Origin of the sequence: Achromobacter insolitus (genome assembly GCF_002209555.1) — a bacterium.
Taxonomy (GTDB): domain Bacteria; phylum Pseudomonadota; class Gammaproteobacteria; order Burkholderiales; family Burkholderiaceae_B; genus Achromobacter; species Achromobacter insolitus.
The window spans coordinates 955,677-974,579 of sequence record NZ_NJIF01000001.1; the positions used below are offsets into that span (position 1 = coordinate 955,677).

Annotated in this window: 19 protein-coding genes and 2 tRNA genes; 13 read left to right on the forward strand and 8 right to left on the reverse strand. The window is 63.5% G+C overall.

Going from position 1 to position 18,903, the window contains the following annotated elements; translation table 11 throughout:
* Positions 1-68: 68 nt before the first annotated feature.
* The gene (locus CEY08_RS04300; protein ID WP_076816096.1) at positions 69-695 is read left to right on the forward strand and encodes an IbrB-like domain-containing protein; all 627 of its coding nucleotides are present in this window, start codon (positions 69-71) and stop codon (positions 693-695) included.
* Between the two features lie 101 nt (positions 696-796).
* Here CEY08_RS04300 and CEY08_RS04305 read toward each other — a convergent pair whose 3' ends face one another.
* Entirely contained in the window at positions 797-3,793 is a 2,997-nt protein-coding gene (locus CEY08_RS04305) for an autotransporter outer membrane beta-barrel domain-containing protein (RefSeq protein ID WP_088607587.1), read from the reverse strand.
* An 820-nt stretch (positions 3,794-4,613) separates the two neighbouring features.
* On the opposite strand from CEY08_RS04305, the gene CEY08_RS04310 reads away from it, so the two are divergent.
* From CEY08_RS04310 to CEY08_RS04330, 5 genes are all read left to right on the forward strand, one after another.
* Positions 4,614-5,192 (forward strand): ProQ/FinO family protein, encoded by a 579-nt coding sequence (locus CEY08_RS04310; RefSeq protein ID WP_088607588.1) that lies wholly within the window; start codon positions 4,614-4,616, stop codon positions 5,190-5,192.
* A 151-nt stretch (positions 5,193-5,343) separates the two neighbouring features.
* Positions 5,344-5,419 (forward strand) — tRNA-Gly (locus CEY08_RS04315).
* A gap of 55 nt (positions 5,420-5,474) precedes the next feature.
* Positions 5,475-5,548 (forward strand) — tRNA-Cys (locus tag CEY08_RS04320).
* Positions 5,549-5,758: 210 nt separating this feature from the next.
* A complete protein-coding gene (locus tag CEY08_RS04325) occupies positions 5,759-6,082 on the forward strand; it encodes a hypothetical protein (protein ID WP_232033762.1) in 324 nt (107 codons plus the stop codon).
* A 2-nt stretch (positions 6,083-6,084) separates the two neighbouring features.
* Positions 6,085-6,675, forward strand: coding sequence for a DUF2946 family protein (locus CEY08_RS04330; protein WP_076816103.1), 591 nt, complete (start codon positions 6,085-6,087; stop codon positions 6,673-6,675).
* A gap of 7 nt (positions 6,676-6,682) precedes the next feature.
* Here the strand turns inward: CEY08_RS04330 and CEY08_RS04335 are convergent, their stop codons facing one another.
* Positions 6,683-7,102 (reverse strand): nuclear transport factor 2 family protein, encoded by a 420-nt coding sequence (locus tag CEY08_RS04335; RefSeq protein ID WP_063642349.1) that lies wholly within the window; start codon positions 7,100-7,102, stop codon positions 6,683-6,685.
* Between the two features lie 135 nt (positions 7,103-7,237).
* Positions 7,238-7,639: a DoxX family protein gene (locus tag CEY08_RS04340; RefSeq protein ID WP_042796566.1), complete on the reverse strand. Its 402-nt coding sequence runs from the start codon at positions 7,637-7,639 to the stop codon at positions 7,238-7,240.
* A 129-nt stretch (positions 7,640-7,768) separates the two neighbouring features.
* Between CEY08_RS04340 and CEY08_RS04345 the strand changes: the two genes are divergently transcribed.
* From CEY08_RS04345 to CEY08_RS04365, 5 genes are all read left to right on the forward strand, one after another.
* The gene (locus CEY08_RS04345) at positions 7,769-8,701 is read left to right on the forward strand and encodes a LysR family transcriptional regulator (protein WP_042796565.1); all 933 of its coding nucleotides are present in this window, start codon (positions 7,769-7,771) and stop codon (positions 8,699-8,701) included.
* Between the two features lie 10 nt (positions 8,702-8,711).
* Positions 8,712-9,293, forward strand: coding sequence for an NUDIX hydrolase (locus CEY08_RS04350; RefSeq protein WP_042796564.1), 582 nt, complete (start codon positions 8,712-8,714; stop codon positions 9,291-9,293).
* Complete coding sequence (gene aat / locus CEY08_RS04355; RefSeq protein ID WP_076816106.1) at positions 9,290-10,063, forward strand: leucyl/phenylalanyl-tRNA--protein transferase; 774 nt, start codon at positions 9,290-9,292, stop codon at positions 10,061-10,063. Before CEY08_RS04350 ends, aat begins: the two co-directional genes overlap by 4 nt.
* A gap of 41 nt (positions 10,064-10,104) precedes the next feature.
* On the forward strand, positions 10,105-10,842 hold the full coding sequence (locus tag CEY08_RS04360; protein ID WP_063642192.1) for an arginyltransferase: 738 nt from the start codon (positions 10,105-10,107) through the stop codon (positions 10,840-10,842).
* Between the two features lie 67 nt (positions 10,843-10,909).
* A complete protein-coding gene (locus CEY08_RS04365) occupies positions 10,910-11,950 on the forward strand; it encodes a quinone-dependent dihydroorotate dehydrogenase (RefSeq protein ID WP_042796561.1) in 1,041 nt (346 codons plus the stop codon).
* A 137-nt stretch (positions 11,951-12,087) separates the two neighbouring features.
* Here CEY08_RS04365 and phaP read toward each other — a convergent pair whose 3' ends face one another.
* A complete protein-coding gene (phaP, locus tag CEY08_RS04370; RefSeq protein ID WP_042796560.1) occupies positions 12,088-12,666 on the reverse strand; it encodes a TIGR01841 family phasin in 579 nt (192 codons plus the stop codon).
* A 382-nt stretch (positions 12,667-13,048) separates the two neighbouring features.
* On the opposite strand from phaP, the gene CEY08_RS04375 reads away from it, so the two are divergent.
* Positions 13,049-14,026: a tripartite tricarboxylate transporter substrate binding protein BugD gene (locus CEY08_RS04375; protein WP_042796559.1), complete on the forward strand. Its 978-nt coding sequence runs from the start codon at positions 13,049-13,051 to the stop codon at positions 14,024-14,026.
* Positions 14,027-14,090: 64 nt separating this feature from the next.
* Here CEY08_RS04375 and CEY08_RS04380 read toward each other — a convergent pair whose 3' ends face one another.
* The 3 genes from CEY08_RS04380 to CEY08_RS04390 all read right to left on the reverse strand — a co-directional run bounded on the left by CEY08_RS04380 (position 14,091) and on the right by CEY08_RS04390 (position 16,782).
* Positions 14,091-14,954 (reverse strand): IclR family transcriptional regulator, encoded by an 864-nt coding sequence (locus CEY08_RS04380; protein ID WP_042796558.1) that lies wholly within the window; start codon positions 14,952-14,954, stop codon positions 14,091-14,093.
* A gap of 168 nt (positions 14,955-15,122) precedes the next feature.
* Positions 15,123-15,938, reverse strand: coding sequence for a competence/damage-inducible protein A (locus tag CEY08_RS04385; protein ID WP_042796557.1), 816 nt, complete (start codon positions 15,936-15,938; stop codon positions 15,123-15,125).
* A 34-nt stretch (positions 15,939-15,972) separates the two neighbouring features.
* On the reverse strand, positions 15,973-16,782 hold the full coding sequence (locus CEY08_RS04390) for an EI24 domain-containing protein (protein ID WP_076816108.1): 810 nt from the start codon (positions 16,780-16,782) through the stop codon (positions 15,973-15,975).
* A 63-nt stretch (positions 16,783-16,845) separates the two neighbouring features.
* On the opposite strand from CEY08_RS04390, the gene CEY08_RS04395 reads away from it, so the two are divergent.
* Positions 16,846-17,229, forward strand: a complete 384-nt coding sequence (locus CEY08_RS04395; RefSeq protein ID WP_042796555.1) for a thioredoxin family protein — start codon at positions 16,846-16,848, stop codon at positions 17,227-17,229.
* 67 nt (positions 17,230-17,296) lie between these two features.
* Here the strand turns inward: CEY08_RS04395 and CEY08_RS04400 are convergent, their stop codons facing one another.
* Entirely contained in the window at positions 17,297-18,763 is a 1,467-nt protein-coding gene (locus CEY08_RS04400) for a DEAD/DEAH box helicase (RefSeq protein WP_088607589.1), read from the reverse strand.
* Positions 18,764-18,903: the final 140 nt, after the last annotated feature.

An 18,903-nucleotide genomic window follows, 5' to 3' on the forward strand; every position in this document is an offset into this window, starting at 1 on the left:
AGCCATTGAACCCCAACACACCATGTTGCAGCCTCGCAAGACCGATACCTTTGCGCTGGGAGAGTTGAATGCCTGACAATATCGTCAACCAGGCAGACCTTCTGTTTCAGCGCCTGGAGAGCCTGCCGCTGCGGCAGAAGGTTGATGCGATCAACAGAATTCGACAGAAGCTGCACTCGCGCAGTCCTTTCTCCGAAGAGCCGGTCGATTGCGTGCAATGGTTGCCAGCCGAAGAAGTCGAGGGCAACGACTACAACCCGAATAGCGTCGCGCCACCCGAACTCCGGTTGCTCAAGCATTCGATCGAGATGGACGGATTCACCCAGCCCATCGTCGCCCACGCCGAGTCGACCCGGCACCTGGTCGTTGACGGGTTCCACCGCCATTACATCGGCAAGACTTCGGAGCCCATCCGCCTACGCATTCACGGCTACCTGCCCATCGTCCACATCCGGTCTTCGCGCGGGGATCTGCCCGATCGCATCGCATCGACCATCCGGCACAATCGCGCCCGTGGCGTCCATGGGGTGCAACCGATGACAGACGTTGTCGTCGCGTTGCGTAATGCTGGCTGGAACGACGAGTGCATTGCCCGGAACCTGGGCATGGACCCGGAAGAAGTACTGCGGTTCAAGCAGGTTGCAGGGCTGCCCGAACTATTCAGCAGCCATGAATACTCCCGTTCCTGGGACTGACGGTATCGCTGCCAGCCCAGAGAGCTCCCGTAATCGCCAGGTCGCCGAACAAGCCGCGGCAGACTGCGGCTTGTTCGGCTTCCGTGGTGCCCAGCGCCGGATCAGAAGCGCATGGCCAGCTTGAGCACACCAGACTGCTGGCGGTTGCCGCCGCCGAACTGTGCGTCGTAGGCAATGCCGGCCGTCGTGTTGCGCGTGATGGCCATTTCGGCGCCCAGCCCGAGCACTGCGGCGTTGCGCGCGATCGGCACGCCCGTCACGGAGAACGTGCTGCCGCCATCGAACGCCAATTGCTGCTTGGGCGTCACATCACCCATGGCGTGGCGCCAGCCCAGCGACGCGGTCAGACGGCCGGGTGCATGCTCCGAACCGAACTCCCATGCGCCGCGCAGTCCCAGCGTGGTGCTGGTCACGTCATCGGAGCTGCTCGAACCACGCAGGGCCGCCGTGCCGCCAGATTCCTCGAAACCACGCGTGCGCAGCTGATTCCACGCCAAGCCAGCAAAGGGTTCGATGGTGTAGGCATCTGCCAGCGGCAGGTTGTAGCCCAGCTCGGTGAACACTTGCGTGGACGAGGCGTGGTAGGAGGATTCGAGCCGCTGGTTCAGGCTGCCAGCCACGACATCGCGCTTCGCATCGATATCGTGCCAGGTATAGGCTGCGCCGGCCATAAAGCGGATATTGCCGGGGCCTGCTTGGAAGTTCCGCCCGCCGAACAGAGTTGCCGTGTAGCTGTCGACATTGGTGCGCGACGATACGTCGTCGATGGAGTTGTGGCTGCCGATGTAGCCAACCGCGCCGCCCAGGCGCCATCCGCCGCCCACCGCGCCATCGCCGCCGACGAAGAGCCCGCCGGCCGATTGGCTCAGGCTCGATGCGTTGCCGTCACTGCCGAACTTGCTCCAGTTGCCGAACGCTTGCGCCCAAACCGGCGATGCGCCGCTTTGCGGCAAGGCCGCGGACGACGACGACGAGCCCAGCTGCGCCGTGGGACGTCCAGCGAGCGCCGGCGCGTCGAGGTTGCCGCGCAGGTGGGACAGCGGCAACGTGCGCACGGTATCTCCTTGGCTCAACAGTACGCTGGCGGTGCTTGCATACGCTTCGCCCGAGAGCATCCTCAATGCCGAGCGCGCTTCGTTCGGCGTCATTGAGAGCACAGCCGTCGCCACCTGGCTGGCGCCCGTGTCCTTGCCGGCGGCAATGCCGCTGTCGACCAGGTTAGAGCCGCTACCGGCCGAGGGAGACTCATTGCCGCCTGCAGACCCGCTGCCGGTCGAGGTCGAACCATTGCCGGTCGAGGCCGAGCCATTGCCCGTCGAGGTCGAGCCGTTGCCCGTCGCGGCCGAGCCGTTGCCCGTCGAGGTCGAGCCGTTGCCCGTCGCGGCCGAGCCGTTGCCCGTCGAGGTCGAGCCGTTGCCCGTCGAGGTCGAGCCGTTGCCCGTCGAGGTCGAGCCGTTGCCCGTCGAGGTCGAGCCGTTGCCAGACACGGGCGGCTCTTCCTTGTCCAGCGCACCGCCCACGTTGCTCTCGTTGCCCGAGCCTCCAATGCTGCCGATCGGCACGTCATTGCGCGTCAGCGTCATGTACGCATTTTTCGGGTCATAGCTGAGCGTGGGTGTCAGGAAGGCATACGCGCTCGAAGCGCCGGTGAACTGGCCTTGTATGCCGCCATCCGCCGTCAAGATGTTATAGGTCGTGCGCGGCGCGTAATTGCCATCGGGACCCACATGCGCCACGGTGCCGTCGAGGTAGGCTACGCCCGTGACGTGAATGCGATCGCTGGTGCTACTGGTGGGATCGGCATGCACGCGGTAGATGGTGTTCTGGCCGAAGGTCAGGTTGCCGTTGACGGTAAGCGTGCCCATGGGCGTGCCGTCATTGCCGGGAGAAATGACCGCGGTGGGATAGAGATTGGTGGAGCCAACCTGACCCACGCCGGCCAACACGACTTCGCGGCCGATATCCATGGGGCCGTTCAGCTTGCCGTCGATTTCCAGCGCGCCGTCGGCGATCAGGATGGGACCGGTGAGACCGCTGCTATCGGCGGTCAGGATCACCGAGCCCGGGCCGGTCTTGACGAAGCCCTGCGTGCCTTGCAGCGGGTTGTCGATGGTGTCGACGAACTGACCGGACGCATAGGTGCCGTCGCCAACCACGATCACCGGGGGGTTGCCGCCGCTGCCGACCAAAGTGATCGGAGCGCCTTGCAGGCGATACCGATCGGTAGCGAACTGAATGCCCGACACGCGCACCGGACCGGCGCTGCCGTCCACGCTCACGGTGCCAGCGGCGCCCGTGAAAATGGCATAGCCACCGTCGGGCAGCGCTCCCGTGGCGTTGCTCGGGCTGTTCCAGTTCGCGCTGCTGGCGCTCCAGGTGCCGTTGCCGCCGCCCGATTGCGCCGCGGATGCCGCGCCATTGCCGTTCCACAGGTTGGTCGTGCTCGGACCCAGGATCAAATTGATCTGCTTGTCGCCCGTAAGTGTCTGGATGGTTGCGGCGGGGGCCGAGTCGCCGGAGACCGAACCCAGCGTCAGGCCGTTCCCGCTCAGGCTGCCGCCGTACGACAGGATCCGGTAGTAACCGGCATTGACGCCCAGGGTGTTGACCGATACGTTGAGCGTGGTGTTGTTGATGGCCGCGTTGCCGCGCACGGTGATGTTGTCGCCCGTGCCGGGTTGCGTGATGGGCAGCCCGGCATAGCCGGTCTCGAAATCAAACACGGCGTTGTTCATCGACAGATTGCCGTTGACGACCAGGTTGCCGTTGGAGACTCCGGTCGGCGTGCCGACTTCGTATCCGGGAGCCACGCGCGCACCCGTCACGTTGAGATCGCCACTGATCGAGCCGAAGCCCGCGATGGTGCCGTTCGAGTTTCCATTGACGTTCCCGCCCAGAGTCACCCCTGCCCCACCGCCGTTGCCGCCGATCACCAGCGTGCCGCCGCTGACATCGACCCCACCGGGGAAATTGACCGAGCCGTCGAACACTTGCGTATTGCCCGCCCCAACGGTCAGGTCCGCAGCCGTGACGCCACCGCAGTAGGACGCGCTCAACGCGAGCGTCGCCGTCAGCCATTTCTTTGTGTCGTTTATCAACGTAAATCCTCCATATGTCGATTAATACCCGAGACATCCAGACATTACTGGATCGCTATAAAAGTATTATTAAGTAACCGCCCCATCCGAATGGGCGGATGAGTTTTCTCGAAAAAAGGACGCAATTTATACCCCTTTTTTTGCAATACCAATAATTAATGAATAGATACCATCTTTATTATTGAAATAACAAACATGGATACCATCCGAATATCTACATATTTGGTTTGGATACCATCCACATTAGTTTTCTAGTTAAAACGATTACTATACGAATTCACTAGACAGCCAGTTTGGATACCATCCAAGTTGTTGAAATACATGCATATTTCACGACAAGATGGAAACAAATAGACATAAACGCCGCCATCTTGCCGGACCGCAATGCAAGCCCGATCGGAAGTTCTTGAGGGAATGTTTATTACTGATTCGGACCTATTCAGGATTTCCGCTTTCCAGGCGCTGTTTCCAGCCGCCGTCTCCAGTGATTAATACCCGTTCCAAACCCGCGTGATTCTTCGAATTTTTTCCGTGTTTACCGAAGCAGGATTTACCGTTCCAGCCAATATCCGGGCGCCAGTTTGACCAGGCATACAATTCCCCGATCAACCGCGACCTTGACGGGCCGGAATTCGCCCCCACTCTTACTCCCAAACCGACGGTGGAAGTCCTGGCCTCGACCGTCACGGCGCCGTGGCCATGCGCGGACTCCCCCCGTCCACCATGGCGCCGCTACCACACGCGAACCTCTCGGCAGTGCTGCATTCGCGCACATGGGGTAACCTTCTGCCTGAACAAATCTGAGGTGTTGGAAATAACAATGGGTTTTGAAAAACTTGCCGACCTGCGCGAGCAGCTGCGGGCACAGGCTCAAAAGGCGGTGCCGGTCCAACCGAAGGCGGCAGGCCGGACAAAAAAGCGGGAGCCTGTTCAACAGAAGGCCGCGGCCCGGCCGCAACAGAAGCGGGAGCCTGTCGACCCGGCTGTCGAAGCCATATGGCGCCTGCAAAAGCACTTCCCGCAGGCCTTCCCCAAGAATCCGGCGCCGAAACTGCCGCTCAAACAGGGCATCCTGGCCGACGCCGCTCAGCATCTCGAAAAGCTGGGCATGACCCAAGAGCAGTTGAAGCAAGCCATCGCAACGTGGTGCAAGGGCACGCGCTACTGGAGCAGCATGGTCGCGGACGCAACACGCGTCGACCTGCAGGGCCAACCTGCGGGCACCGTGACGGCCGAACAAGCCGCCTATGCGCGACGCCAGGCTTCACGCCGGCCGGCGGGCAAAGCCCGTCCCGCGAAGAAGGCTGCCGCGCCTGAGTCCACGCCGGCTGACGCGCCGGTTGCCGAGTCCGCTCCCGAATCCACGGCCCCCGCGCCGGCGTCGAGCGATACGCCCTGAGAACGCGGTGAAGCCTGCCGTGCGGCGATTTTTTCGTCTCGCCGCGCGGTCAGGCTACACAAGCCAAAATTTCTGTGTATAATCGCTGTCTTTGGTGGACACGGCCTTCTGAAAACCAAGTCAGAAATCACACCAAAAATGCAGTGCCTCCGCGGGAGTAGCTCAGTTGGTAGAGCGCAACCTTGCCAAGGTTGAGGTCGCGAGTTCGAGACTCGTCTCCCGCTCCAAATACAAAAAGGAAGCAACGGCCAACACCGCGCTTCCTTTTTTCTTGCAAGTGCTGGCGCAATGGCAGAGTGGTTATGCAGCGGATTGCAAATCCGTGTACGTCGGTTCGATTCCGGCTTGCGCCTCCAGCGATTTCTCAAAAAACCCGCAGACATGGCTCTGCGGGTTTTTTGTTTTCCGGTCCGCCAACAGTGACTGCTGAAATTTAACCGACGCGAGAGGAGCGCGCGACGGCTCAAGCGAGGCGCATCTGTTCCTCAGCATCTGGTTACGCATCACTACGCGCCGGCAATCAAATGATTGCTATGGTGACGCCGTTTGCCACTCAAGACGATTCCATGCGCACTATTCCGAACTCTCGAGCCCGCTCCTCTTCCGCGCTGCTGACGCTGTCCGCGGCGGCATTGCTCACCCTGGCGCCGCTGGCGGCGCAGGCGGATTCGGACAAGCATCGCCACCGCCACGGCCGCGAGTACAAGGAGCAATATTGGGACGGCGCCTGTAAGGTCGAGCGCAAATGGAAGCGCAACGGCGACTACCAGGAAAAGCGCAAGTGCCGCGACGATTACCGCTATGGCTACGCGCCCCAGCCGGTGGTCGTGCCTGCGATGCCGGCGCCCGCCATCGTGATCAACCCGCCCCCCATCATCATCCGGCCCTGAACATGGATCAGTCGGTGAAGGACGCGCTGGCCCGCTGGCCCAACGTGCCGGCGGTGTACGGCTGGCTGTCCCTGGATGCGCGCGGCCGCTGGCGCCTGCACCCGCAAGGCCAGTCGGCTGCAGGCGGTCCGGGCGAGTCCATCACCAACGTACAGATCCTGGAATTCATCAACCGCAACTATGAACATGACGACGCGGGCCGCTGGTTTTTCCAGAACGGCCCCCAACGCGTGTTCCTGCGGCTGGACGCCGCGCCTTATGTGCTGCGCTTGAGCGACGATAGCCGCGGCCTGCTTACGCACACGAATGCGGCGGTGGATTCGGTCGACGCCTGGCGGCTGGACGACGCAGGCCAACTGTATGCCATGACACCCTTGGGCGCCGGCATCGTGCTGGATCGCGACCTGCCGCCGCTGCTGGAAAAAATGGCCACGGCTGAAGGCGCGCCACTACTGGATGCGCTGGCGGATCTCGCCCCCGGCCAAGTAATTCAGGCCACCCTGCCCGGTATCTATCCCGCCGCGCCGCTGGCGCTGATCGCGCAAAAGGATGTGGCGCGGGAACTGGGCTTCGATCCAGCTCCGCACGCCTGAAGCGCGCTCAGAACATACCGTTGGGATTGGCGGACTGCTCGGGAATGGGCTGCACCGCGTCCCAGTGCTCCACGATCTTTCCCTGCTCCAGGCGGAAGATATCGATGATGGCGCTGCCGCGATCGCCAGGCTGGCGCACCGCATGCACATGCAGGATCACGTAATCGCCGTCGGTAAAGACGCGCTTGATCTCGCTGCGTGACTGCGGAAACTTCTCGCGCAGAAAGCCGATGAATTTACGGAAACCCTCGGGCCCATCCGCCGCGTTCGGATTGTGTTGCACGTAGCGGTCGCCCACGTACTTCAGGGCCGCCTCGGCGTCCTTCTGGTTCAGGCCCTGCTCGTAAAAGGCCAGCACGGCCGCTTTGTTGGCGGCCTCCTGCTCGGCGGACGCATGGGCGGCGGGGGACAAGGCCAGGGCCAGCATGGCCACGGCTGCGGCGCGCTTGAAATACGGCTTGAACATGGAAACTCCGAAAATGAAAAACGGCCGGGCCATTCTATGGTCCGGCCGTCTCATCGGCCACGTCCGTGGCGGTAGACAGTCTGGTGCGCGCAGCGATCAGCCGCGGCCGCTCTTGACCAGCGCGAACTTGCCGTCGCCCAGCAGCGCCAGCACGGCGGCCGCCACCGTCAGGAAGATCGGATATTCCCAGCCGCCGCCCGCGTTGCCGAAGCCCCAGCCATTGGGGAAATGCACCGTCGAAGCCACGAACAGCTGCACCACGGCGATGGCGGCCACCCAACGCGGCAGGACGCCCAGAATCAGCAACAAGCCGGCGCCGACCTCAAAGAAAGTCACAGGGTATGCCAGCCACCCGGCGAAGCCGATCTTGGCGAAGAACTGTGCCGTGCCGGGCAGCGTGAACACCAGCAGTTTGGTCAGGCCATGGGCCAGGAACATGATGCCGAGCGCCACACGCAGCAGCAGCGCGGCATAGGGCGCGGTACGGGTATCAACCATTGCACTCTCCTAGAGCGGTAGGGAATCGCCCAGGATGGGAAGATTCTTGATGAGCGCTATTCTTGCGATTCCAAAAACAAAGATAAACATGCAGAATTGCAAATTATTGTTCCCCGATAGGAAACAATCTTGGATACGCACACCGCCATGCAAACCTTTGCCAAGGTCGTGGAATTGGGCTCGTTCGCGGCTGCGGCCGACAAGATGGGCCAGGCGCGGTCCGTGGTCACCCGCCAGATCGCCTACCTGGAGCAAAAATACGGTGTGCGCCTGCTGAACCGCACCACGCGCAAGCTGAGCATGACCGACGCAGGGCGCGCCTTCTATGAGCGCGTGCGGCCTATCCTGGCGGAGGTGGCCGATCTGGAACTGTCGCTGCAGGCCGAAGGGCAGCGCCCCAGTGGCCGCTTGCGGGTAAGCGCGCCGGTATCGTTTGGCATCCTGCACCTGGGCCCGGCCATTGCCGAGTACCTGCAACGCTATCCCGACGTAATCATCGACCTGGACTTGAACGATCGCGTGGTGGACCTGGTGGAAGACGGCTATGACGTGGCTGTGCGTATCGGTCCGCTGCTGGATTCCTCCTTGGTCGCGCGGCCACTGGCGCCGCAGCAGCTGCTGGTCTGTGCCGCCCCCGAATACCTGCAGCGCCACGGCACGCCGCAAACGCCGGATGAGCTGAAGCAGCACCGCTGCCTGCATTACGCCTATGCGAGCACAGGCAACGAATGGCATTTCGAGAAGGATGGCGTGACCCATCTGGTGAGAGTGAATGCCGCGCTGCGCGCCAACAACGGCGACGTGCTGCGTACGGCAGCCCTGGCCGGCCACGGCATCATCCTGCAGCCCGACTTCCTGGTGGGCGACGACATCCGCGCCGGGCGCCTGGTGGCCTTGCTGACCGACTACGCCCATACCCCAATCTCCATGTACGCCGTCTATCCGCACCGGCGCTTCCTGTCGCCCAAGGTACGATCCTTCGTGGAGCATCTGGAAGGCCGCTTCGGCGCCCCCTCTCCGGTCGTCCCGGGCCGGCGCGCCAGCCCCCGCCGCAGCCGTTAGAATCGTACCCATGACCGCAAAATCGCCCCTCGAATATTTCCCCGCGCCGCGCCGTTCGCATTTCTGCAGCCAATGCGGCTCGCCCATCAGCCGCCGCGTTCCCGAAGGCGACAACCGCGAACGCGACATCTGCGATCATTGCGGTGCAATCCATTACCAAAACCCAAGGCTGGTGGTCGGCACCGTGCCGGTCTGGGAGAACCGCGTCCTGCTGTGTCGGCGCGCGATCGAACCGCGCTACAACACCTGGACACTGCCCGCCGGCTTCATGGAATTGGGCGAAAGCACCGCTCAGGGCGCCGCGCGCGAGACCCTGGAAGAATCCGGCGCCCGCATCAAGCTGGGCGAGCTCTACACCGTCATCGACCTGCCCCAGATCGACCAGGTGCACGTGTTCTACCTGGCCAACGCGCTGTCGGCCGAGCTCGACCCGGGCCCGGAAAGCCTGGAAGCCCGCTATTTCGACGAAGCGGAAATCCCCTGGGACGACCTGGCGTTCCGCACCGTGGCGACGACGCTGCGTCATTACTTTGACGACCGCAAGCAGGGCATCTACCCTCCCCATCACTACACCCTAGAATCGCACCGTTGAAACTGCCCTGGCTCGCCGTCGACACCCCTTTTCCGCCGGCGGAATTTGCGCTTGCGGATCCCGACGGCCTGCTCGCGGCGGGCGCGGACCTGTCTACCCCCAGGCTGATCGAGGCCTACTCCAACGGCATTTTCCCGTGGTATTCCGAAGGCGAGCCCATTCTTTGGTGGAGCCCCGATCCTCGCATGGTGCTGGCCGTGAAGGATTTTGCGCCCTCGCATTCGCTGCGCAAGCTGTTGCGGCAGATCGCAGGCCAGGAACAGGCCACGGCACCGCGCGTGCAGGTTCGGGTGGACACCGCCTTTGCCGAGGTCATGGCGCAATGCGCCGCGCCGCGTGATGGTCAGCCAGGCACCTGGATAACCGCGGCCATGCAGCAGGCCTATCGCGCCTGGCACGAAGCGGGTTATGTCCACAGCATCGAAACCTGGATCGACGGCGAACTCGCGGGCGGCCTCTACGGCATCAGCCTGGGTCGCATGTTCTTCGGCGAGTCCATGTTCGCCCGCGCGCCCAACGCCTCGAAGATCGCACTGGCCTATCTGGTGCGCTACCTGGCCGCGCAAGGCGTGGAACGTATCGATTGCCAGCAGCAGACGCGCCATCTGGCAAGCCTGGGCGCGCGTCCCATTCCGCGCGCGTCGTTCCTGCAGCATGTGCGCGTGGCGACGGCGCTGCCGCCCATCGCGTGGGCACGCGGCACCCTGGACAGCGCCGGTCGCTTGCATCCCGACACAGTATCGGCCGCAGGGTTCGGCGTTAATATGTAGCCATCCTGCTGCGGCCCTGCCGCCATACTGCGGGACCTCCGATGAGCCAGCTCAAAGAACTTCCCTTCTCCACCCTGCAGTTCTACGCCACCGCTCCCTACCCTTGCAGTTATCTGCCGGGTCGCCAGGCACGGTCGCAGGTCGCCGCGCCTGGCCACCTGATCAACGCCGGCACGTATTCGCAACTGGTGGAGCAAGGCTTCCGCCGAAGCGGCCTATTCACTTACCGTCCCCATTGCGACAATTGCCACGCCTGTATCCCGGTACGCGTGGATACGGCGGGTTTTGCGCCCAATCGCAGCCAGCGCCGCGCCTGGCGCGATCACCAAGGGCTGCAATCATTCGTGGCCGAGCTGGCCTGGTCACCCGAGCACTACCGGCTCTATACGCGCTACCAACAAGGCCGCCATCCGGGCGGAGGCATGGACGAGGACAGCCGCACTCAATATGCGCAATTCCTGCTCACCAGCCGCGTCAACACCCGGCTGGTGGAGTTCCGCGATGAGACAGGCGCGCTGGTCATGGTGTCCATCATCGACGTGCTGGACGACGGTCTGTCTTCCGTCTACACCTTCTACGATCCCGACATCGCGGGCAGCCTTGGCACCTACAGCATCCTGTGGCAAATAGAACAATGCCGCACGTTGAACCTGCCCTGGTTGTACCTGGGCTACTGGATCGCCGACAGCCGCAAGATGTCCTACAAATCCAGCTTCCACCCAGCCCAATTCCTGGTGGATGGCGTGTGGGGCGACCAGCCCGCGCCGCCACCCGGCTGATCCCCCCGTTCTTCGGGGCGCCTAGCACGGCGCAAGGCCGGCAAAATTCGCTCTACAATTCCGCCCCATGTCTATCCTCTTCCACGCCTATCCCCTGGCCCGCCCGGCGCTGTTCGCCATGGACGCGGAAACCGCCCACGAAGTCACTTTGTCGGGCCTGCAGCGCGCCTATGAATGCGGCGCCACGCGCAAGCTCATGCACGCGCAGCCGAAAGCGCCCAGCACGCTGATGGGCTTGCAACTGGCCAACCCCATCGGGTTGGCCGCGGGCCTGGACAAGAACGGCGCCTATATCGACGCCTTGGGCAACCTGGGATTCGGCTTTATCGAGGTAGGCACGGTGACCCCGCGCGCGCAACCCGGCAATCCCAAGCCGCGCATGTTCCGGCTGCCGCGCGCCAACGCGCTGATCAATCGGCTGGGCTTCAACAACCAGGGGCTGGACGCCTTTCTCGCCAACGTGCAGCGCAGCACCTGGCGCAAGCAAGGCGGCGTGCTGGGGCTGAACATCGGCAAGAACGCGGACACGCCGATCGAGCGTGCCGCGGACGACTACCTCATTGGGCTGGAAGGCGTGTATCCGCATGCCGACTACGTGACGGTGAACATTTCCTCGCCCAACACCAAAAACCTGCGCGCGCTGCAAGGCGGGGACGAATTGTCCGGGCTGCTGGCGCAACTGGCCGATAAACGCCGCGAGCTGGAAGACAAACACCAACGTCGCGTCCCCATGGCGGTGAAGATAGCGCCCGACCTCACCCACGAGCAGATCGATTCCATCGCGGAAACGCTGCCGCGCCACGGTATCGACGGCGTCATCGCCACCAACACCACGCTCTCGCGCGATGCCGTTAGCGGCCAGCCCCATGCGGAGGAAGCCGGCGGCTTGTCCGGCGCGCCAGTGCATGAACTGTCTCTGGCGGTAATTCGCCGGCTGAAGGAACGGCTGGGCGGCAGTCTGGCGATCATCGGCGTGGGCGGGGTCATGTCGGGCCGCCAGGCGCGCGAAAAAATGGACGCGGGCGCCGATGCGGTGCAGCTCTACACCGGCTTGATCTATCGCGGCCCGGCCCTGGTGGGCGAGTGCGTGCGCGCCGTGGCGCGCTGACCGGCAACCACGCCGGACTCTACGGAAAAGCAGGCAAAAAAAAGGGGCCACCCGGCGGGTGGCCCTAATTCCAGCTCTGCTCTGTCACTCAACAGTACTACATAACTGCGGTTTGCGCAGCATCGCGCGCCAAAAACTTAGGCGCTGCGACGGCTACGGCTGGCAACCTTGGTCGCGGCGTCGGCGGCATCCGAGGCAGCCTTGAAGGTCGCGTTGGCGGCGGCATTCAGGTTCGACTCAGCGACTTCAGCGGCCTGCTTGGCAGCCTTGGTCATCGAATCGTAGGCGCTGGTCGCGGTGGCCAGCGAGGACTTGATCAGGGCAACGGCGCTTTCGGAGCCGGTGGGGGCGTTCTTGGAGAACTGGTCGACGGCTTCGCTCAGTTGCTGCTGGCTTTCGGCGATCTGTTCTTCGGTCAGCTTGACCAGGCTGCTCTGCACGCCGGCGACGATGTCGTACACGTGCTTGGTGTAAGCCATGGCCTTTTCGGCGCCCGGCTGCAGCAGACCCGAGGCGAAAGCGGCGGCTTCCTGCGGATCCTTGACTTCCGTGGCTTGCTGCGACTTCTGGGCGACTTCGTCCAGGGTGGCCTTGACGACCTTCAGGTTCAGTTCGACCAGCTTTTCGAAGCCGGCGAAAACAGCCGACTGGGCGGCCACGATGGTGTTGATGCTGGCCTTTTGACGGTCCAGGACTTGTTGCGGGATAGCGCTCATAGAATGCTCCTTCAGGGTAGCCGGAGGCTGTCCGGCAAATAAGGAATGGTTGTCTGCGACGAACTAAAGAAACGTGCGCGGAAACTGGTACTACAAGCTACCGCCGGCCCGTTTGATGCACTGCACAATTGACATTCTAGACTGGGAAAAATACTTGTCAAGGAGTTTTTGTGCGACGCAACAAAGAATTGCACTTTGACGGTGCACGCCTTATCGGGATTTGATCCAGCACAAAGGTTTCCCACGATTCGGGAAATACCCGAAGTGACGTCGTATCAATTGTTTTCTAAACTGCTTTCACGCTGATGACAGACAAATAAACCCATAAGTCAGCGCGCAACAACGAAATCGCAGCAAGCAAAACCCTGCAATTGGAGACTCCATGACCCTCATCCCCCGCACGCTTTCGGCCTTGCTCGCGGCCAGCGCCATGCTCGCAGCCGGCGCCGCCCAGGCGGAATATCCGGACCGCCCCATCAACATGGTGGTGCCGTTCGCCGCTGGCGGCCCGACGGACAACGTCGCGCGTTCGCTCGCGGAAGCCATGCGGCCGACTCTGGGCCAAACGGTCGTGGTCGAGAACAAAGGCGGCGCCGGCGGCACCATCGGCACCACCCAGGTGGCACGCGCCCAGCCCGACGGTTACTCCGTCCTGCTGATGCATGCCGGCTTCTCGACGGCGCCCTCGTTGTACAAGAATCCGGGGTACGACCCCTACAAGAGCTTCGAACCCATCGGCCTGGTGGTCGACGTGCCGATGACCATCATCGCGCGCTCGGACTTCCCGCCCAACAACATCAAGGAACTGGCCGAGTACGTCAAGCAGAACAAGGACAAGGTGTCCCTGGCCAATGCCGGCATCGGCGCTGCCAGCCATCTGTGCGGCACCATGCTGGTCGAAGCCCTGGGCGTGCAACTGCTGACCATTCCGTACAAGGGCACGGCGCCGGCCATGAACGACCTGCTGGGCAAGCAGGTGGACCTGCTCTGCGACCAGACCACCAACACCACCCAGCAGATCGACAGCGGCAAAGTGAAGGCGTACGCCGTCACCAGCCTGAAGCGCGTGCCCACGCTGCCCAACCTGCCGACCATGGACGAATCCGGCTACAAGGGTTTTGAAGTGGGTATCTGGCATGGCATGTGGGTGCCGAAGGGCACGCCCAAGCCCGTCGTCGACAAGCTCGTCAAGAGCCTGCAGGCTGGCCTGGCCGATCCGAAGTTCCAGGAGCGCATGAAGCAGCTGGGCGCCACGGTCCTGACCGCCGAAGCCAACCCGCAGGCCCTGGAAGCCAAGGTCAAGCAGCAAGTCCCGCAATGGGCCGAGCTCTTCAAGAAAGCTGGCGTCGAACAGCAGTAATCCACAGGCAGCGCTTTGCGCGCCGCTGATAAAGGAAAAGCCCCGTCAGGGGCTTTTCATTTTGCTAGGGGCGCAGCGCTTCGGCGGCCATGCCCAGCCCGCTGAAACTAGTGGACACCGAGGGCTCGTAACCCAATGCTTCGGAAATGCTGGCGGCCGTGTCGACCAAGGCTTTGATCCAATCGTCCTGCAGACGCTCGGCGGGGGCCGAGATGGACAGGCCGGCGACCAGCTTGCCGGTATCGTCGAAAATGCCCGCGGCGATGCAGCGCACGCCGAGTTCGAGTTCTTCGTTGTCGCGCGCATAGCCGTGGCGCCGCACCAGCGCCAGTTCGCGCTCCAGGCGGTCCAGGTCGGTCAGGCTGTTGCGCGTGTGGCCGGCCAGGCCTGTGCGCAGCGCGTATGCACGGACCTGGCGCGCATCCGCGGTCGACAGGAACAGCTTGCCGGTCGAGGTGAGGTGCAGCGGCGCGCGGCCGCCGATGGCGCGGACCACCTGCATGCCGGAGCGTTCGCTCCAGGCGCGGTCGATGTAGACGATTTCGTCGCCCTGCTGGACCGACAGGTTGATGGTCTGCCCGGTTAATTTGTGCAGCGAGCGCATGGCGGAGATGGCCGCTTCGCGCACGTTCAGCCGCCCCTTGACCAAGGACCCCAGCTCCAGCAGGCGCATGCCCAGCTGATACAGGCCATTGTCGACGCGTTCTACGTAGCGCCCCACCACCAGGTCGTTCAGGATGCGATGCGCCGTGGACGCGTGCAGCCCGGTGGTCGCGGACAGCTCTTTCAGCGTTACCGGGTCGGGTTGCGCGGCCAGGGCATCGAGCAGGCGCATGGCACGCTCGATCACCTGAATGGCGATGGGATGGGCGGACGCGCCTTCGGTCTCGGCGTCCAGGGCATTGCGGGTAGTGGGGAGACGGGACATGGAAAGAGGGCTAGGACAGCCGCGCCGCCTGTAGGACCCCGCCTTCGGGAACCGGACTTGCGGCATCGCAGCAAACAGTTCTTTCCCGTATTGTGAAATTTACTGGCGCGTTTGGCAACCGGTTTTTGTATCAAAAAAAAGGGCCGCACATGAAGGGCGGCCCTGTCGTCATGCTGCCGGCGGCGGCGCAAGCTTGCCGCCCAGGCGCAGCACTTCAGCCCTTAAAAACTCCAGCGCCTCGGCTGCGGCGGCCGGTTCGCCCTTCACGCCCAGGTCGATATGGGGCGTGCCGCCCGCCTCGCCCACGCTGGGCAGGCTGAATGCCCGGACGCCCGGCCAACGGGTTTCCACGGTTTGCATGGCGGGCGTAATGCGCGATTCGGGCATGCTGAACACCAGAAAGGAATGTTCCGCATGCGCCCGCACATGCTGCAGCGCACGATAACGTGTGTCCAGCGTCCATTCCAGCATGGGCCACGCCATGACGGGAAAGCCCGGCACGAAGGTGTGGTCCTTGATGAAGAAGCCGGGAATTCGGTTGTAGGGGTTCGGCACGATCTCGCAGCCTTCCGGAAACACGCCCATCTGCAGGCGTTGCTGGTTTTCCGGTGCGCTCATGTCGGCCGTGCCCTGCCCCTTGGCGGCCATCTCGGCCGTCCGCAGGGCGATGGCCTGCTCGGCCTCGGGATGCAGCGCCAGCGGCAGGCCCAGCGCGGCCGCGGCGGCCTGGCGTGTATGGTCGTCGGGCGTGCCGCCAATGCCGCCACAGGAAAACACCACGTCGCCGGTGGCAAAGCTGCGCTTATAGGTGGCAATGAGCGTGTCGCGGTCGTCGGGCACGATCTCGGCCCAGCCCAGCTGCATGCCGCGCGCGGCCAGCAGTTCGACGACCTTGGAAAAATGCTTGTCCTGACGGCGGCCCGAGAGGATTTCGTCCCCCACGATGATGAGGCCGATACGGCGGGCGGCGGGTTCTGCGGCCATGTCCGATTCCAGTAGTTGAGAGGGATGACGCCGGTCAGACGTCGATGACGCGGTCCTCGCGCAAACGCTTGAGCGCTTCCAGACCATAGTGGGCATAGACCAGGGCGGAGAATACCGGCAGGATGACCCACGCCGGCGGCAACAGGTTCAACAGCGAACAGATCAGGCCTATGGTCCAGAAGCCGCCGTTGTTGCGTTCCAGGATCAGCTGGCGCTCGGCGGGGCTGGCATGTTCAACGATGGCGTCCACCCGCATCATGCGCGAGAACGCGAAGGCCCACCAGAAAATGGACAGCGCAATGGCCATTGGCGGCACCAGCCAGAGGGGCAGCGTCAGCAGCCAACCCGCGGCAAAGGCCAGGGACACCCAGATCGCGTTCCACACGCTGACCGCGGTCGCATGCCTGCCTTGGCGCGCGACGCTCACGTATTCACGCTTGCTGACGTGGCGCAGCACAAGCGGCATCACGAAGACGGCCGCAATCGCCAGGCCCAGGATGCCCGAGACTGGCAACAGAATGGCCACCGCGATCACGGGGATCATGTAGACCTTGAGCGAGAACAGCCCCATCGCCAACATCCAGTCCTCTGCCCGGTTGACGAAGTCCCAGCGCGCCGCCTCCGCCGCCAGCCATTCGTTAAGCGGTGTCCAGAACAGGTACAGCAACAACAGCGCCCCCACCAGCGCGATCAGGAACGGCAGCAATACCGCGAACAGCATGGAGGGGTGGCACTGGGACACCAGCGCGCGCTTGAACGCCTGGCCCACGCTGACGGCGCCGGCGCCGGCTGCGGAAAATCGGCCGTTGTCGGGCGTGGCGGAATCAGTGCGCAAAGCAGTCATGGACGAAGAATAAGGGGATAGACATCCCGGGTATGATAGTCAAACACGCCTTGATCTGCCCACATGTCTCTACTTGTACCCGATACCGACCTGGCTGCTCTGCGCGCGCGGCTCGGCACATCGCCCGACACCTGGCTGGTCGCCTGCTTCTGCGCGGCCTGGTGCGATACCTGCGAGCAATACAAGCCCAAACTGCAAGCGCTGGCCGACGCCATGCCGCGGCACGTCTTCGCCTGGATAGACATCGAGGACCACGCCGAACTGCTGGGCGACGAAGATGTGGAAAACTTCCCTACCCTGCTGGTGCAGATCGGCTCGCGAGTGGTGTTCTACGGACCGATGCTGCCGCATATCGGCCACCTGGAACGACTGCTTGAGAGCCTGAATGAAAACAGCCCCGCGGTCGCCACGGCGTTGCCGGACCTGCCGCGCATGCTGGCTGCCTGAAAGCCCCCCAACCAAAAAAAAACCGCAACGCCCCTAGGGCTTGCGGTTTTTTTCAAGCAAGAGCTTCTCAGGGCTTGCGGCTGCCGCCCAGCAGGACGGCAATCTGGCGCTTCGGCCCGGTGGAGCCGCCATTGTTCCTGGGCGCGGGCTCTTCGGCGGGAGCGGACGAGACCGAGGGCTCATAGGGCTTGAGGAAGAAATCGTCCACGGGCTGGCGCGGCGCGCCAGACGAGTAGCCGGAGCGGCGCTCGGACGTACGGCCACGGTCGCTGCCGCGGCTGTCACGGCCTTCGCGCGAGGACGAACCTCGGCGCTCATCGCTGCGGCGGTGGCTGCGCGCGACCAGGTCGGCCGGCACGTCGAGGGTACCGCGCGGCACTTCGCGCTTGATGAGCTTTTCGATATCGAGCAGAAAGCGTTCTTCATCGGGCGTGAACAAGGCAATGGCCTCGCCCGAGGCGCCCGCGCGGCCCGTGCGCCCAATGCGGTGCACGTAGTCTTCGGCGTTGTACGGCAGATCGTAGTTGATGACGCAAGGCACGCCGGCCACGTCCAGGCCGCGCGCGGCCACGTCGGTCGCCACCAGCACTTCCAGTTCGCCAGCCTTGAAGGCTTCCAGCGCCTTCATGCGGTCGGCCTGCGTTTTGTCGCCATGGATTGATTCGGCGCGCACGCCGTCGCGCTCCAGGTCGCGGGCGAGCCGCGCTGTGCCGATCTTGGTGTTGGAAAACACGATGACCTGGTTCAGGCCACGCGACTTCACCAGATGCACGACCGCCGCGCGCTTGGCGTCGCTGGGCATCTTGTAGGCGATCTGGGTAATCGTGTTGGCGGTGGCGTTGCGCGCCGCGACTTCGATCTCGACAGGGTGGTTCAGGTACGAACGGCCGAGCTTGCGGATTTCGTTGCTGAAGGTGGCGGAGAACAACAGCCCCTGGCGCTGCGCTGGCAGCAGACGGATGATGCGTTCCAGGTCGGGCAGGAAGCCCATGTCCAGCATGCGGTCGGCTTCGTCCAGCACCAGAATGCCGACCTGGCTCAGGTTCACGTTCTTTTGCTCGACGTGATCGAGCAGACGGCCAGGCGTGGCCACCAGCACTTCACAACCGCGGCGCAGGGCTTCCTTCTGCGGGCCGATATCCACACCGCCGAACACCACCGCGGAACGCAGCGGCGTCTGCTTGCTGTAGCGCTTGACGCTTTCGTAGACCTGGTCAGCCAGTTCGCGCGTGGGCGTGAGGATCAGCGCGCGCACCGGATGGCGCGCGGGCGATGCGCTGGTATTGGCCAGCGGCATGAGGCGGTGCAGGATCGGCAGCGTAAAGGCGGCCGTCTTGCCGGTGCCCGTCTGGGCCGCGCCCATGACATCGCGCCCTTCCACCACGACAGGGATGGCCTGGGCCTGGATAGGCGTGGGCGTGGTGTAGCCGGTTTCGGCGATGGACTGCAGAAGCAGGGGGTGCAGCCCGAAGTCGGCGAACGTCGGCGCGGGTGCGGCAGCGGCGGGTGCTACGGATTGAGTGGATTCAGTCATCAGGGTTAGGCAGATACCGGGACCAGTGAAAAAGAACAAAACGAGAGTGCTACGCGCACTGCACTACATATGCATCGGGACAGCCTGAACACGCGCAATCTTCCTCCTGCCTTGCAGGCCAGGCGGCGCATTCTGGATTC